Genomic DNA, 15,200 nt, shown 5'->3' with positions numbered 1-15,200 from the left:
GATTTTCCAGCCCTACTCCTTTCTTTTGAGTGAAAAACAAGTCCATGCATTTTGTATATTGATTACATAGACGGCCTAGTAAACATCAATATAAGAACTGCTTGGCTTTGGCCAATTTAACTTTAAGCAATTATAAATTCTTGTAATATGTCTTTGATCGTTACTTGCTGCCACTCCTGAGTAACTATTTTTAGCATCCCAAGTCTCTAAACGAAATGCCAATTCCATTACATCATCTCCACCTACTTTGTCTGAGATATAAGCTATTCCATTTAGGGTGACTCTTAACTGGCGGTCTACTGAATCGTCTTTTGATGCAATAAGACGTTTTACATTATCCAAAGTAAAATCCTGAGGGTTATTTAAATCTAGCTCCATCTTCTCATCCTTTTATCTATATCATTATTGGCTTTCATATAATTATAAATTACGGTCTGTAATTAAACCCTATCAGTTCTATATAAAACCAATAGTTTTTATTTATCAACAATATATCCCAACGCGCCTCCAAGTCCTGTTCCAACAGCAATACCAATTGGGCCAAAACGGGATCCGATTAATGCCCCTGCAGCTGCTCCTTTAATCGCTGACTTTATTTTCTCATTCGACTCCTTTTCATTTCTATTCTCTTCATCGTTAACACAAATCACATTACACTCTTGATCTTTCATTTTATCTCTCATTTGGTTTCATTTTTTAACAACGGGTGCAGAATTCTTTGAGATTAAACCTTCTACACAATTAATATTCTTATCAGCCTTTGGCTTTCAAGCGCTTCACTTCTCGATGAAGTAAAGGAAGAGAGACAAAGTCGAATCTCCTGCTCCCCTCCTGACCATTCAATTTTCTCCTCTACAGTAAATAAACAGTCACTTCGTCAAAACACTCCATGTCTACATAGCTAAGGAAATTACCTTCCCACAACACATAAAATTCCTGAGTATCGTTATTGGTTAAACACGAGTTCATTAGATACCCTTGCAACTGCCCTGCGTCGAAATTAAAGTCCACATCCTTTATAAGCTCTGGATATTGAATGCCGACATACGCAAAGTCTGTTATGTAACTAAGGCAGAAAATGCCTTGTCCGTTCTTAAACAAGCCAATCTCAACAGGATGATATCCACCGGAGCTAGCACTGTAGCTGGTGTCTTTGAAATTGATTGTAAAGCCATCTAATGCAGTAAAATCCTCGATGAGGTTGTCACTACATTGATGGATTAAATCAATCATTCCCTGACTAACAGGCACAGCTAATCCCTCATGATTAAATTTGAGTTTCATAATAGTTCCTTGGTAAATTTTACTTTAGGTAGTGGTACTAAGAAGGGGTATGGGAGTATCTTGCTTGCTAGTTTTTATTAAGAGTCAGAAGTTTTTCTTTGTTTTCCGCGTACTGCTCGCTCAAACGATGAACAAACACGCTTTTATCTGATCTACTTAACAGCCCTATATCTGGATTACGCAACACGGCAGCGAAAAAGCCGCAGTTATTAGCACTGCCTGATTTAAAAACAGGCGTTAATAGAGTGCTTTTAATAGCCTTTCCTTCTTGCTCTTCTAATAAACTAAACACCTCAAGAAGGTCAATCCAGCTTTTAGTATGCAGCCCTCCTCCTTCATTACCTGTCATGCGAATGAATGGTGAATTATTTTGATCGTAAGCTAGTTGGTAAAATATATGGTGATTTTTCTTAGTGTTTAAACCTAATGCTTTCCCATCATTAATAACCACCGTCATAACTTTGTCTTCTGACTTATCGTTAAAGGCAATAATTGGCGAATTATTTTCAACATTTAATTCATTCGTCTCACTATCAAGAGCCGCTTTCTTAGTCTTATGTGACATGTTTATTTCTCCTATTGGTTTAAATTGTAATTGATTTTAAATATCTAGATGGATGGTCTATTGGTGCTAGTAGATAAACACCTGAACCAGAGTCATGAAGGATTGCTAACACTAATAGATGACTATTATTCTCTCCAATTTTTACTACGTATTCGTGATGGTTTTTTATTGCTGTTAGACAGTAGTTGTGTGCCTGATCAAATACGTTGAGTGCTCGATCTCCATCGCAGTGATCTATGTAAACTAAAAAGCAACCTATCTCTTCCCAGCACTCAATAGCATTGAAAACAGACCCAAAGGGCTCTGTCAGGTGCTGTAACAAAGGAACTCTTATCGACTCCTTGATAGGTAAGCTTGTTAGTCGTCTAAGGTCATGAATGATCTCCATTACGTTCTCCGAAAGTAAAAGAGCCCTTACCAAAACGGTAAGGGCTCTTTTGTATTAATAGGTTGATATGAAAAAGCTCTATGCTTGAATCATAGAAGATAAGCTTTGAACTGTTTTACGCTGTGTTGCCTCATTTAACTTGGCGTATCGTAGCGTCGATTCAATGCTCTTATGATTAAGCAATTTTTGAACTGAACTTAGATCGGCACCGTTTGAAATAAGGTTTGATGCAACAGAATGTCTTGCAGTATGAAACACTACTTCTTCTGAATTCTTGATGTTGGCTTGGGTCTTAATAACGTCAAAAGCATGACGTGGTTGATAAATCGGTTTAACACCTCTCTTTCCAGCGAAGATATAAGGGTTTCCAGCATATCGAGGAATCGACTTTATTATCTCAATCATATAATCCGAAAGATAAATGATATGAGGTGTGCCATTCTTCGTTTTTGGAATACGCAATATCCCTTTTTTCAAGTCAATGTCTTGCCATAGTCTTAGACGTAACTCTGTTGCCCGACAACCTGATAAGAACAGTAAAGCAATATAAGCACCGCTGCTTCGGCAGGGGTACTTAAGAGCGGCCTTAATGATCTTCTGAGTTTCATGGATATCACAGTATCGAGTTCTGATATTGTTCTCAGGTAGCAGAGCGACCTTAAGAGCAACATTTGATATACCCAGATAATTTTCAGCAAGCTTCCCCATGGTTTTCAGTAAAGCAAGCGCCCTATTACACGTTGCCGGGGCATAGGAATAATGCGCTTTCGTATCCGAACTCAAATCCAACTGTACTTCTAGTACCTGTTTTGCCGTTAGTTCATCGTAGCGGACTAAATGGATGCTCTTACAAAGCATGAAGCGAGCTTTGTCATCTCGCCATGAAAGCTTTCTTTTTTTGGCTAAAGGTAAATACACCTCATGAAAAAACTGACTTAGCGTTGGAATACTGTGCTTAGACTTCTCTTTTAATCGAGCTTCTTTAGGGTCAACTCCTAAGGCTATTTGACTCTTGTACTGTAACGCTATTTTCCTTGCTATTTGTAAGCTTATATCTGGGAACCTACCGATTGAAATAGACGTCTTTTTTCCATTAATCGTGTAACGTAATAGGAAACGTTTAGAGCCCGATTTTCCACTGAGCAACTTTAGCCCTGTCACTTCAGTATCTGAGAACTCTAACTCTGTTGACCTAGCGAGAGGGTCGTTCGCAGGTAGTGCTTTCAGAAGGGATGTTGTGAATCTAAATTTCTTAAGCATTGATTACTCCTTGATCAGTTCATCAAAGAAATAATATGTACTTAAGGTTGTCATTTGTTACGGCCCTACTCGTTTTTCGTAATTAGAAAACTTTCGAAACCCTTTAGAACAAAGGCTTTCAAGATGGTGTGATAAGAGTATGTAGGGGTATAGAGTTGACTCACCACTTTACAGTGACAAGTTATTAATAGCCTTTGTGTAAATTCAATCCTCCTTTAAGAAGTAAATCATCTTATTCATTACCTCCTCTGAAGAGGAGTAATTATCCCACTTACTATACGTTTTATTATCAACTCTCTTCATTTCATTATGCGTATATTCGCTCACATACTTTATATTGTTATATATTGTACAAAATGGCCCTAGTATATTTTTATTTAAACGATCACCACCTTTCCAAACTATTTCAGCATTGAAGGACTGTTTATATAGTTTTTCTTTTTCCCTACCTACTGAACTGAATCCTTTTATCTTAATTAGAATTCCTTTTAACTCTTCAATGCTATTAAAATTTTTCTTATCAACAACTATATCCAATCTGTCAATTAAACTACCAACAGTCATGATATCAGCTATGCCAATTTCATTTACAACATAAAATACGAAATGGTCATAATAACTTTTATTGCCACCATTCATATAGAAATAATCTGAACTAATAGTTTTATTAGATTTTATAACATAGGACAGTGATTCACTGGTCACTATGTAGTAACTATCGAAATACTCTTTGCTTTTTTCTATATTTATTTCTGCAAGTCTTTCATCACTCCTTATTTTATTAGATTTAGAATCACAAAAATCTTTAATCAATTTATAATGGGTTTTCAACCCGCCATTATTAAACGCTGTATTTTCACCATAAATCAAACGAGCTATTTTAGGGATATTTTTTCGTGAAATTCCTTTATGTTTTGTTAGCTCATTAATTAGTTTTTTATCACGCTTAGTGAGCTCTATTCTTTTATTTGTATTCGACATTACTCTAAGCCTAAAAGTTGACCGTTAACATTAAGAAGAAGGCTGCTCTGGTTCCAATTCCTTAAGCTTCATCAAAGAAACGTAGTAAGAGAGCCTCAATCGAGAAGAAAAAACGAATTCCACTGAGAAAATAAATCGATAAAAAACCATTAAAAGACAACACCTTACGATTTTCAAAAAACAAAGAACGCCTTCATATCAAGACTTCGAGCCATAGACACCTGCTAGTTAAAATCCATCAATATCTCATCTAATCTATAAAACCTAATACGCAGTTAAGGATAAAAAACTATGACTTCCCTCCAATTTACACCTAAAAATGTAGAGATAATAAAACAAAAAATGACATTACTACCCTATGGTTCCGAGAGACATATGGGAACCAACGTACATGCTAGAAAAAACAAACATTCAGTATCATTAATTTTTAGAGCTGACGTGAAATCCACTCGTATAGTTAAGAAAATTGGTGATATATCTGAAGACTTAACAGTATTAAATCAAAGATTATCACGTCTAAGATCAGAGGTTTCATACCTTAGAGGTGAAGCTCCTGCACCTTTAACTCTTAATAGGTTTATCAATACTTATTATATACCCCATAGTGAAACCAATCACCGTGATCATAAAGGGATGCTATCACGCTTAAGAATCCTTTCAACCGAGCTTGAGTATATCTCTGGTAAATTGCTTTCAGACATTAGTAAGTTTGATTGTATCCAAGTCATTAATAGACTTCGTCTTCGAGAGGTATCAGCTAGTACGTTAAATAAATATAGATACGCATTGCAGGCTGTCTTTAGCCTTGCGGTTGAAATGGAATTGATTGACAGGAACCCTGTAGAGAAAATCAAAAAGGAAGTGTTATCTAATACGCAAACACGAGTGTTGCGAGGTAATGAACTCCATCGATTCACCTACTTCTCCAGCTCATATTCCAATCCATACTCTGGTAGTGCTCTTTTGTTCTTGCTGTTTACAGGCATGAGATCAATGGAGGCTTTGACCATGAAATGGACTTATTTATCAGAGGATAAATCCTATGTAGATTTACCTATGACAAAGTCAGGAAAAGCTCGTCGTGTCCACATTAATGAAACAGCGAAACGTGTTCTAGTTCACTTAGAAACGTTAAAGATGAACGAATTTGTCTTTTATTCTCCTAGCAGTAAAGGCCATCTAACCTACCCTCGCAATGCCCTCCAATGGGTATGTACGCAGCTATCCAAGGAGGGTGTCTTAAAAGGGCAGCTTTCTCTACATAGCTTACGCCATACGTTTGCCACTAATTTAATTGAAACTACAGGTTCTCTAAGAGCAACTCAAATAGCTCTAGGCCACAGCAGCAGCTCTGTTACTGAGCGCTACACCCATTTGTCTAATGAACACATTAGCAATTCCGTAAAACAACTCGATTCTACATTTAATTATATGAACTAAGGAGAAAACAATGTCGCCTCTTTTTCTTTCGTTATCAGCTTTTTGTGATCGCTACGACCTGAAGGTGAACTCAGTACGATCAGGATTGAAACGTCAGCCTGAAAGCTGGCCACCATATCTAAAGGTTGGAAACTTCATCCGATTTCGGATAACGGACATACATCAGTGGGAGGAGAAGAATATGAATTAAAGACTTAATTAACACTGTTGAAGATCAGTAAAACTTCACCCTAATAAACAATGAACTTAAATCAATCTTTTAAAGGAAATGAAATATGAACACAAATACAGACATCACTAACACTAACGCTAACACTAACGCTAACGCTAACGCTGAAACCAAAATGCTTCAGGACACTGATGTTAAAGTTAAAATCTCACGTATATCAAATGGTTTTGTAGAAGGAACCCAACAGATAACGAAGGTTTCTGAAATTATAAATTTAATCAATGTTGATGGTAACACCAAAGCATTTGATAAGAATTGTGGGATGGTATTTTATGAAAAAAGCAAATACGCAAATGACATCTTTGATGAAATTAAATCGAGCCTTGGACATTATTCGACCAACAACAAGGATTTTATAACCTTAGAGAATGGTGGGTTTATTCATAAAGAATCCATTCTAAACATTCGTATTATAGAGATGGAAGATGAGCGTGTAATAGTTATTATTGGTCTTAATTCAAGGACATTATTTTCTATGTCCAGCTATGACTATAACAATATTGACAATCTGAAAAATGAAGTATCTGAAGTAGTAACCAACAAGAAGAAAACAGTTAACTGGAATGATTTCCTTATAGACTAATCATTAATTTATCGTGAGGTAAGAGAGGGAAACCTCTCTTTTATTTTGTATATGTATGAAAAATATGATGCGATTTTAAATGAAGATGCGAATTTAAATAGTAATATCCCTAAGCATAAAAAGCCCTCTAAAACTAAGGTTATTCACGATAAGGTTGTCAAAGAGAAGTTTAAAGTTACACCTTGGCCCGAGCTACAAGAAACAATCATTCTAGCGTTTGACACTGAGTATCAATTTAATGAGGCTGAAAGTTGCAATGATGTTCTCTGTTATACCTTTTCAATTTCACATGGAAGCCGATCATGTGATGGCTATATTCCGGTCGGATCGTCTATGCGAAAAGATCGTTTAACCTTTGAAAGATTTGTTATCAAATGCATAGAGCACGCTATAGAGTCTGAGGTACTAACAACGTACCCTAGCCATTTATTTATAGTCGCTCATTTTTTGAAAGCTGATATTTTTAATTTCGATAAGGCTTTTGATGGGGTGGCTGCTCATCTATCTGGCATACGAAAAACAGTCGTTTCTCTCGATTCCGCGTATGGCATTGATGTGGAGTCTATCAAGGCTCAGCGGGTAGACAAAGAGCCATTGAAGGTTCGGACAAAATCTCGTAATACCAAATATATATACATTAAGTGTTACGACACGATGTTACTCACTCCAGCAGGAAAGTCGTTAAGTGAAGTGGGTGAATTGATTGATTTGCCAAAATTAGACATCCCCCCACCTTTTAGTATTGAAAGGATGAAGGAATATCAAGAAAAAGATATTGAAGGTTTTAAGGAATACGCAATAAGAGATGCCGTCATTGCACGCATGTATATAAAGCGTGTCATTGAATTCTGTAGTTTGAATGGTCTTAAAAAACTACCTGTAACGGTCGGGTCGATGGCTGTTAGTCTTTTCAAGACCAATACCCCTGAATCTTTTGATTTAGATTCTGTATTCGGATATCAGGTTAAACGCTATGAAAGATGGAATACTGAAAAGCAGCAAATGCACACCCTGCATCGCCGGATGCCTGAAACAATGCGTTTATTGCAGGAACAGCTTGCGATATCCACTTTTCATGGCGGTAGAAATGAAGCTTTTTGGCTTGGCTTGACCCCTGAGCAAGATTTTAATGATTTTGATATTCCTAGCTGTTACACCGCTGCAATGATAGGTCTTAGAGAAATTGACTACGACTCTTCATACCAAATCAAAGACGCTGAAGGACTTATAGGTGATCAATGTTCTTTAGCCTTAGTTGAGTTCAGCTTTCCTGAAGGAACTCTTTATCCTAGCCTGCCTGTACGAATAGATTCTGGTCTTGTTTACCCTTTGTCAGGTGAAAGCTTTTGCACAGGACATGAACTAGAAGTGGCTATAGCTCAGAATGCCACAATCAAAGTGAAAGAAGGGATGGTGTTTCCTTGGAAGAATGATGACCGAATTTTTGAATCGTATGTATCTAAAGTCAGAGACAAGCGGAATTCATTTGATAAAGGCAGTTTTGACGAACTTCTTTGGAAAGAATTAGGGAATTCACTTTATGGCAAACTTGCTCAGGGGTTAAGAGGTAAAAATGGGTTTGATATAGAAAGTGGCCTTAGTAACCAGTTGCCTTACACGGCGTTAACCAATCCATTTTTTGCTACTTACGTGACAGGATTAGCAAGGGCAATGCTATCTGAGATACTTCACGCTATACCCCGAGAGTATGAGGTGATATCGGTGACAACGGATGGATTCTTAACCAATGCACCTTTAGCGGATATACCTTTAAATGGCTCTATATGTAATCGTTTTAATGATTTATATAGCCGCATTTGTCCTCCTGAAAGTAAGAATGTTTTGCTTGAGCAAAAACATGGCGCACGACAGCTTATTTGCATGAAAACTAGAGGACAAGTGACTGTAAAACCAATGGAAGGCCAAAAAGAGGTGCTTGCTAAGGCTGGTGTACGTCCACCTCAATCATGCTTAGATCATAACCAATACATGATTGACTTTTATCGTAATAGAACCTCTAGCGACACCATTGATGCTTCTCATTTAAGATCTACTCGATCAATGTATCTGGGCAGAAGTGACATGATTATGGAAAAGAAAACTCAGCGTCTTAACTTGGAGTTCGACTTTAAACGAGATATCGATCAAGTAAGTACCTACTCAGCCGATAATTGGGAACATATTGGGGCAACTACCAAGCCCTTTAAAACGGTTCAAGATATCGAGTTTGCCCGAGCATCTTTTACTGGCTTTAGGTCAAATAGGTGTCTTAAGGAAGAGAAAGATGTCGAAGACTTCATGGACTATCTTGCTATGCAAAAAGCACGAAAAGATAAAGCGGTGAAAATTCAATCAGAAGAAAGCTCTGACGGTTTACTCATACGCTTATTTTTACGCTTCTATACAAGATCGCTGCTGGGCTTGGATAGCTCTGTAATGAATTCCAAAGAAATGGCCAAGTGGCTTAATGGTGAGGGATATGCCATTTCACCAGAGCAAGTCAGAAGTGCTAAACGATCAAAGTTGATTGAAGGTGCAGTACCTAGAACTGATAAGAGCATACGCTGCCTCAAGATGCTTTTAGAACGTTTTCCTAATGCTAATCTGGATACCTTGTTTAGTAGTTGAAAACTCATTCGAACGCCATGGAATGGCGTTATAAAAATAGATTCGCAAGTACCATCACTCTTGTACACCCTCTTCATCAACTTGCCTAGAACTAGATTTCCCAGACTTTACTAGGCGCCTATTAGCGTTAAAAACTAGTTAAATAAAAGGTATTTAATGAAGTCAAAATGTTACTCAGAAGAATTTAAAAGAGAAGCGGTTAGACAAGTAACAGGGCATAGTTATTCTGTTGCTGAAGTGGCTCAACGACTCGATACAACCCTCTATAGCTTATACGCTTGGATCAAAAAAGTATGGATATTGATATATTCTACAACCTGATAAAACGACATTCGCATACAGGTAAAATGTCACCTGCCAAGTTCGAAGAAAAGTGTTTTTAAAAGTTCCTACTGTTTAGCAAACTCTGGGAAGTCCAGCCCTGAAAACCGACTAAATAAGCAAATAAAATGATTTGTACTATCTAAGGGTAGAGCCTTCGACCAAGGTCAATCATGGGCAATTAAAATTATGTCACTTTTCTTTGTCTTCTTCTTCGAGACGGTTTAAAATCGTTTTCCTTTATTCTTGGTCTCCTCCACTACACGGTTTACTCATGGCTACAATTTTTTCTTTCTTTTCTGGTTCAGGCTTTCTAGATCTTGGGTTCGAGCACTCAGGTTTCAAGATAGCAATGGTTAATGAATTTCACGAGCCGTTTTTAGAAGCCTATAAGTATTCTCGTAAGCACCTTAAACTTAAGGAGCCTGAGTATGGATACTACTTAAATAGTATTGAAGATTTTGTTGGAAATGGCAAACTAGCACCAGAACTAAAAAATAATGTCCGTACGTCCCAAAATAATGGAGAACTCGTTGGTTTTATTGGAGGCCCCCCTTGCCCGGACTTTTCTATCGGAGGGAAAAATAAGGGTCATGAAGGTGATAATGGCCGACTTACCGAAACATATGTAGATTGTGTTATACAACATAAACCTGATTTTTTCCTGTTTGAAAACGTAAAAGGTTTATGGCGAACGGTTAGGCATCGAAAATTTTATGAAGAAATGAAAAATAAACTCCAGAATGAAGGCTATATTTTAACAGAGAACCTTATCAACTGCATTCAATATGGCGCACCACAAGATAGAGACAGAATTTTACTTTTTGGAATCAAGAAGCATCATGTAATAAATATATTAAATGAAAAGTCTCTCAAATCGATGTTAATTGATGAAGATTTTTTCAACTGGAACAAACGAACTAAATTCACACGCGAAGAGTCGCTTTCTAATAACGACTGGCCAGAAAAAGAACCTTTTGTAGTAGATAGTATAAAACCTAAACCAAAAGGTGTTAAAGCAGAGCTTACCATTGAACATTGGTTCAAAAAAAATAAAGTGCATAAACATATCAATGCATCTCACTATTTTAGGCCCAAATCAGCTCGTTTTACTCAAGTAGAAGAAGGAGATACCAGTAAAAAGTCATTTAAAAGACTTCATCGCTGGAGATATTCTCCAACAGCAGCATATGGAAACAATGAAGTTCACCTGCATCCTTATCAAGCAAGGCGCTTAAGCGTTTCAGAAGCATTAGCTATACAATCCCTTCCTGCTGATTTTGTACTTCCCCCTACTATGACACTGAGTAATATGTTTAAGACTATTGGCAATGGAGTACCTTATTTAGCTGGCCTTGGCGTGGCCAAAACTATCGATGACTTTCTCATTCTACTAAAAAAACGGTAACATCACCTTAAGTTTGACACCCATAATAAGGACTATCAATATATAGGCCAATTAAAGTGGTCCTTATCATCAACCTTTCTTTTTTAAAGTTCCCAAATGGTGTGTGTTATTTTCAGATAAAAACAAGTGTTTTCTATTATTAATATAGCCATACTCAATAAATGGTAAATTTGCTAGTAACGTTTCAGGAACATTACGTCTAGAGCCACTATTCTGCAATGCAGCTTCCACATGCGTGCAGCGGTTTTCTAGTAAAGCGTTATACACGATCCGCATCCTCTTAAATGACTCGTTAAAAATTTTTCCATCAGAGCAAGAGATAGTAATAATTTCTTCTTCTAAATTTATATTGTTTATAGTTATATTAGCTGTTCCAGAAATACTTTTAAGCGTTAGTCCTTGGTAGTTAAATAACAGTAGTGCAACATCTGAATCAAAACTCATATCAACTCTCCTTTATAGTAATTGAACTTTAAATTAAATCAGAAGAGACAATACTCTCCAGAAATGTATGAAAAAACTTAATATTATCAATCCCTTGTATTTTCCTCTGTGATAAAAGGTATAAATCTTCAACAGCTGAATATGAAAGGTATTTAACATTCATTTCATCAAATTGAGGCTGAGCAGCTTTTTTAAATACTTGCTCTCGTATTTCATCTGGCGCCACAATTATATATGTCATGTCTCGTAAATCAGGAGCTTCAAGCATGAAATTCTTCATTCTAGTAAGACCCGACGTAACCCCCGTACTATGCTCAATTTCTAAAATTGCAGGTATTTTCTTTCCATCTTTAGTAAACCAAATGCAATCTATAAGCCTCCCAGCTTCGGGAGCTTTCGGGTACCCCAATAAGGCTGGTATAGTTTCCATACTTTTTACGACTTCATCCATCTCAATCAACTTTTGACCGTTATATTGTATACTGTGGTCATTGCTTGCAACCCATGTAATTAACCCCATAGATGCTGCCGCTTTTATTAAAAGAACTTGAATTTGAGCATGTCGACGATTGAGCTCTATGTCTACTTTTTTACTAGGCCTCGAGTTTAACAATAACGAATCAAAACGCACCTCTCGATCAATCTCAGTGACTACCATATCATTGACTTCTTTAAGAATTATTTTTCCTTTATCGTGAGGATTCGCTGGATCAAAAAGTATATGTTTATGCCCGGCCTTTACTTCTGTGTTTGGCCCTACCTTCTCAAGTCGCCCTGGATAGCATAAATAAAAACACTCTGTATGCAATAAAAGGGACTCCAAAGCCGACCGAGTGTTATAACTTGCACCGAAAATACGATCAATATTTACAGGGTGATTTTCTTTAATTGCGCTGGCTAATCTCCATAGCATTTTTGATGAAATAGTTTGAGAGACCGCATCATCAAAAGACTCACCTTTACTAGGGTTTCTACGCTTTATAGTAACTGGCCCTTCTGGCATTCGAACATCAATAATTCTAATTTCTGTACGTGTTTTGGCATTTGGATAGGTATAAATTGCATTTTTGTCTAATGCATCAAGCACATTTGCTAAATAACTTGCTGTTAATTGAATCATTTTCAAACACCTCACTTCTATTTTGACCGGAACATTAATGATGATATTTCAATAAAAAATCAATGTAAAGCCCAAAAACCAACTTAAACAGCCAGTTATTGCCAAAAATGACCGGAAGTTTATTCTTTTTAAACCTATAAAAATTTTCTAGCTTAAAGAGGTTAACCGATAAAAAAAGAGTGAGGGGGTATGAATATACGGTTCTTCCGAGGAAAAAAAAATTAAACAGTCTTCAAAAAAACTTAATCGTAGCTTTCCTAGGCGGGTACTATATAAGCTCCCCCTCTAAGACTGCTGCCCATTCAAGGACAAACTTTAATGTGCGTATCATGTGGGCTTTAAGATTGGATAAGTTACCTTTACACAGGTAATCAATGCAGTAATCTATCTTTGTAGATATGACTAAATCTCATCTGGTTAGAGGAATTCAAAATCCGTTGCCGAAAGGCGTGGCGGTTCGAGTCCGCCTACTGGTACCATTTAGATGAAGCCCTAGCTATTCTTTAGCTAGGGCTTTGTTGTTTCTAGGCTTATGAATGACGCTTTTGTTGAATATTAAGAGTTAATCAAAAAAGACAGCCGCATTAATTCTTGGCACCTAACCCCTTCAGGTATTGTGTCAATGTCATATTTTGCTTATGAATAGCATATCCCAGTGGTTTATGACCTTGGCGATCCGCTAAGTTGATATCCGCACCTTCCTCAATAAGTAACATAGCAATGTCGGTATGGTTATGCCAAATAGCCAAATGCAGCATACTCACGCCATCAGTACTTCGCCTGTCATCTATGTCTATTGAGCTCTCTTTGATATAAACAGTGGCCAAACCAGGCCTATTATTCTTCAATGCTTGCTCATAGCGATTAATAACGAAATCGATATTATAGTGACCATAATTTCGGTCAGCGGCAACAAGCATATCGTCATATGACGCTCTATCCGTAGCGATAGAGACACGACTCGCAACGGATTCAAAGATCTCTTTATCATCCGTCAGCATTGCAGCCGTCAAAGCCTTAATCCCATCATATTTAGACTTATAATCTATAAAAAGTAAGGCGTACATTTTCGACAAATAACGCTGGCTCATTTCAAAAAATGGTCCATAACCTTGCTCAACCACGTGTGAAAAATACGTTATCGGTTCGCTGTATACGCCATTGGCAACCATAACGTCAACGTAACGATTCCATGCGTTATAAACCTTTTTTCTATCTTCCGCCTTTTGGCTTGCTTGGTATCGGTCTAGATACTTCGACGCGCTCTCTAAATACGCCTCTCCCTGTGTATGCACCAAGAAGTAATCTAAAGGGGTATTATCCGGTAAAGAAGCCACTCTCTGCTGCCTTAGAAAGATGATCGCTTCATGGTCGCCATTAAACGCCAAAGATCTTAAGGTATTAATAGACAGATCATAATATTCATATTCTTCGCTGCTTCGCCAAGCGTTCATCGCACTTTGGCTTAGCCTTTGATCTAGGTTCTTGATCGTGCTACCCGCTTTTTTGGCAGCAAGATAATATTCCGTCGACTTTACGGGATCTTTCTTCGTACCAAACCCGTTGTGATAGATTTCACCTAACGCATACAAACTGCTAGGATGACCTAGATCGGACGCCTTTTTAAAATGCGTTAAAGCATAATCATAGTCCACCATTTCATACTCATCATAGTAATGTAAGGCGGCTAAATTATAGTGAATATATTGATTATCACTGTCTGCTGCAGTCTTTAACAATGTCACCGCTTCTTGGTAGTTTTTATATGGGTACACTTCGTTATTAGAGTACAACCAAATGGCTTTTTTATTTATCGCCCTGACACTGCCATCCTTAATATTTAAGTCTATCCAATAAATAGCTTGATCCCATTTCTTAGATTCAAGATTCTCCATTGCAAGAATCCAAGCAGCGTGCCCAAAGCCAGCCCAGTAGCTTTTTACTGTGTAGTCATAAAATCTCTCTTGTCTCTCTTTCCCGCCAAGTTCATCAAATTGTCGAGAGTATGCCCGACTCAAGCTGTATAACACTTTATAATCATCAGGACGCTCTACAACAGCTTGCTCACAAACAGGCAATGCCTGTCTCCAATCAATATCATCGTATTCCACAAAACCACTCGGCTCTGAGAAGCGTTCATGCGCGGTTAGACTCAAGCAACGGTCATATGGAGAAGCGAAAAGAAGAGGAGAACTCAATAAACATATCGGTAGATATTTTTTCATACGATCGCAGTATCTGAATTATTAGCGGTACAACACAGTGTTATAACCCTATAAGAGAGTCAATTGAAACAGCCACTCTTTAAAACACAATGCCTAAGGTTAGTCGACTATCAGGGAATTTCAATGTGCGTATTCATTTGAGTGATTGCCTTTAAAAAATGGCCTTTCAGCAAGATACTCAAAGCATATTATCCAATCTAGTAGATTTAGCTCACTTTTACCGAGTGCTAAAGATTTAACATTCGATAGTGAAAAATCTAATGGCTTTGACTCTATTTCAGGATGGAACCCCCATGTAAAAAAAGCGCTTATGTCAGACATAAG

13 protein-coding genes and 1 pseudogene are annotated in these 15,200 nt (G+C 37.3%); 5 read left to right on the top strand and 9 right to left on the bottom strand.

Annotation, left to right across the window (positions count from 1 at the left end):
* Positions 1-75: 75 nt before the first annotated feature.
* From OA79_RS07625 to OA79_RS07595, 6 genes are all read right to left on the bottom strand, one after another.
* Positions 76-378 carry a hypothetical protein gene (locus OA79_RS07625; RefSeq protein ID WP_063332640.1) on the bottom strand — a complete coding sequence of 101 codons (303 nt, stop codon included), beginning with the start codon at positions 376-378 and terminating at the stop codon, positions 76-78.
* A 98-nt stretch (positions 379-476) separates the two neighbouring features.
* Positions 477-671, bottom strand: coding sequence for a hypothetical protein (locus OA79_RS07620; protein ID WP_063332639.1), 195 nt, complete (start codon positions 669-671; stop codon positions 477-479).
* Between the two features lie 181 nt (positions 672-852).
* Positions 853-1,284 (bottom strand): DUF2787 family protein, encoded by a 432-nt coding sequence (locus OA79_RS07615; protein ID WP_063332638.1) that lies wholly within the window; start codon positions 1,282-1,284, stop codon positions 853-855.
* 67 nt (positions 1,285-1,351) lie between these two features.
* On the bottom strand, positions 1,352-1,849 hold the full coding sequence (locus OA79_RS07610; protein WP_063332637.1) for a hypothetical protein: 498 nt from the start codon (positions 1,847-1,849) through the stop codon (positions 1,352-1,354).
* 466 nt (positions 1,850-2,315) lie between these two features.
* On the bottom strand, positions 2,316-3,497 hold the full coding sequence (locus tag OA79_RS07600; protein WP_063332635.1) for a site-specific integrase: 1,182 nt from the start codon (positions 3,495-3,497) through the stop codon (positions 2,316-2,318).
* Positions 3,498-3,701: 204 nt separating this feature from the next.
* Positions 3,702-4,478: a hypothetical protein gene (locus OA79_RS07595; protein WP_063332634.1), complete on the bottom strand. Its 777-nt coding sequence runs from the start codon at positions 4,476-4,478 to the stop codon at positions 3,702-3,704.
* Positions 4,479-4,769: 291 nt separating this feature from the next.
* On the opposite strand from OA79_RS07595, the gene OA79_RS07590 reads away from it, so the two are divergent.
* The 5 genes and pseudogenes from OA79_RS07590 (at position 4,770) to OA79_RS07570 (ending at position 11,087) form a co-directional block, all read left to right on the top strand.
* Positions 4,770-5,918, top strand: coding sequence for a tyrosine-type recombinase/integrase (locus OA79_RS07590; protein ID WP_063332633.1), 1,149 nt, complete (start codon positions 4,770-4,772; stop codon positions 5,916-5,918).
* Between the two features lie 275 nt (positions 5,919-6,193).
* Positions 6,194-6,730 carry a hypothetical protein gene (locus tag OA79_RS07580; protein ID WP_063332631.1) on the top strand — a complete coding sequence of 179 codons (537 nt, stop codon included), beginning with the start codon at positions 6,194-6,196 and terminating at the stop codon, positions 6,728-6,730.
* Between the two features lie 51 nt (positions 6,731-6,781).
* Positions 6,782-9,358 carry a DNA polymerase gene (locus tag OA79_RS07575; RefSeq protein WP_063332630.1) on the top strand — a complete coding sequence of 859 codons (2,577 nt, stop codon included), beginning with the start codon at positions 6,782-6,784 and terminating at the stop codon, positions 9,356-9,358.
* A gap of 156 nt (positions 9,359-9,514) precedes the next feature.
* Positions 9,515-9,649 (top strand): annotated as a pseudogene (locus OA79_RS18055) (transposase); the annotation flags it as partial.
* A 304-nt stretch (positions 9,650-9,953) separates the two neighbouring features.
* The gene (locus OA79_RS07570; protein ID WP_063332629.1) at positions 9,954-11,087 is read left to right on the top strand and encodes a DNA cytosine methyltransferase; all 1,134 of its coding nucleotides are present in this window, start codon (positions 9,954-9,956) and stop codon (positions 11,085-11,087) included.
* Between the two features lie 69 nt (positions 11,088-11,156).
* Here OA79_RS07570 and OA79_RS07565 read toward each other — a convergent pair whose 3' ends face one another.
* The 3 genes from OA79_RS07565 to OA79_RS07550 all read right to left on the bottom strand — a co-directional run bounded on the left by OA79_RS07565 (position 11,157) and on the right by OA79_RS07550 (position 14,876).
* Positions 11,157-11,531, bottom strand: coding sequence for a hypothetical protein (locus OA79_RS07565; RefSeq protein WP_063332628.1), 375 nt, complete (start codon positions 11,529-11,531; stop codon positions 11,157-11,159).
* A 28-nt stretch (positions 11,532-11,559) separates the two neighbouring features.
* Entirely contained in the window at positions 11,560-12,651 is a 1,092-nt protein-coding gene (locus tag OA79_RS07560) for a hypothetical protein (protein WP_063332627.1), read from the bottom strand.
* A 584-nt stretch (positions 12,652-13,235) separates the two neighbouring features.
* Positions 13,236-14,876: an ankyrin repeat domain-containing protein gene (locus OA79_RS07550; protein ID WP_082825411.1), complete on the bottom strand. Its 1,641-nt coding sequence runs from the start codon at positions 14,874-14,876 to the stop codon at positions 13,236-13,238.
* Positions 14,877-15,200 lie beyond the last annotated feature (324 nt).

It is taken from the genome of Marinomonas sp. TW1 (assembly GCF_001625355.1).
Taxonomy (GTDB): Bacteria; Pseudomonadota; Gammaproteobacteria; order Pseudomonadales; family Marinomonadaceae; genus Marinomonas.
Note: the sequence above shows the minus strand (reverse complement) of the source record. Positions and strands in the feature narration are given on the sequence as shown.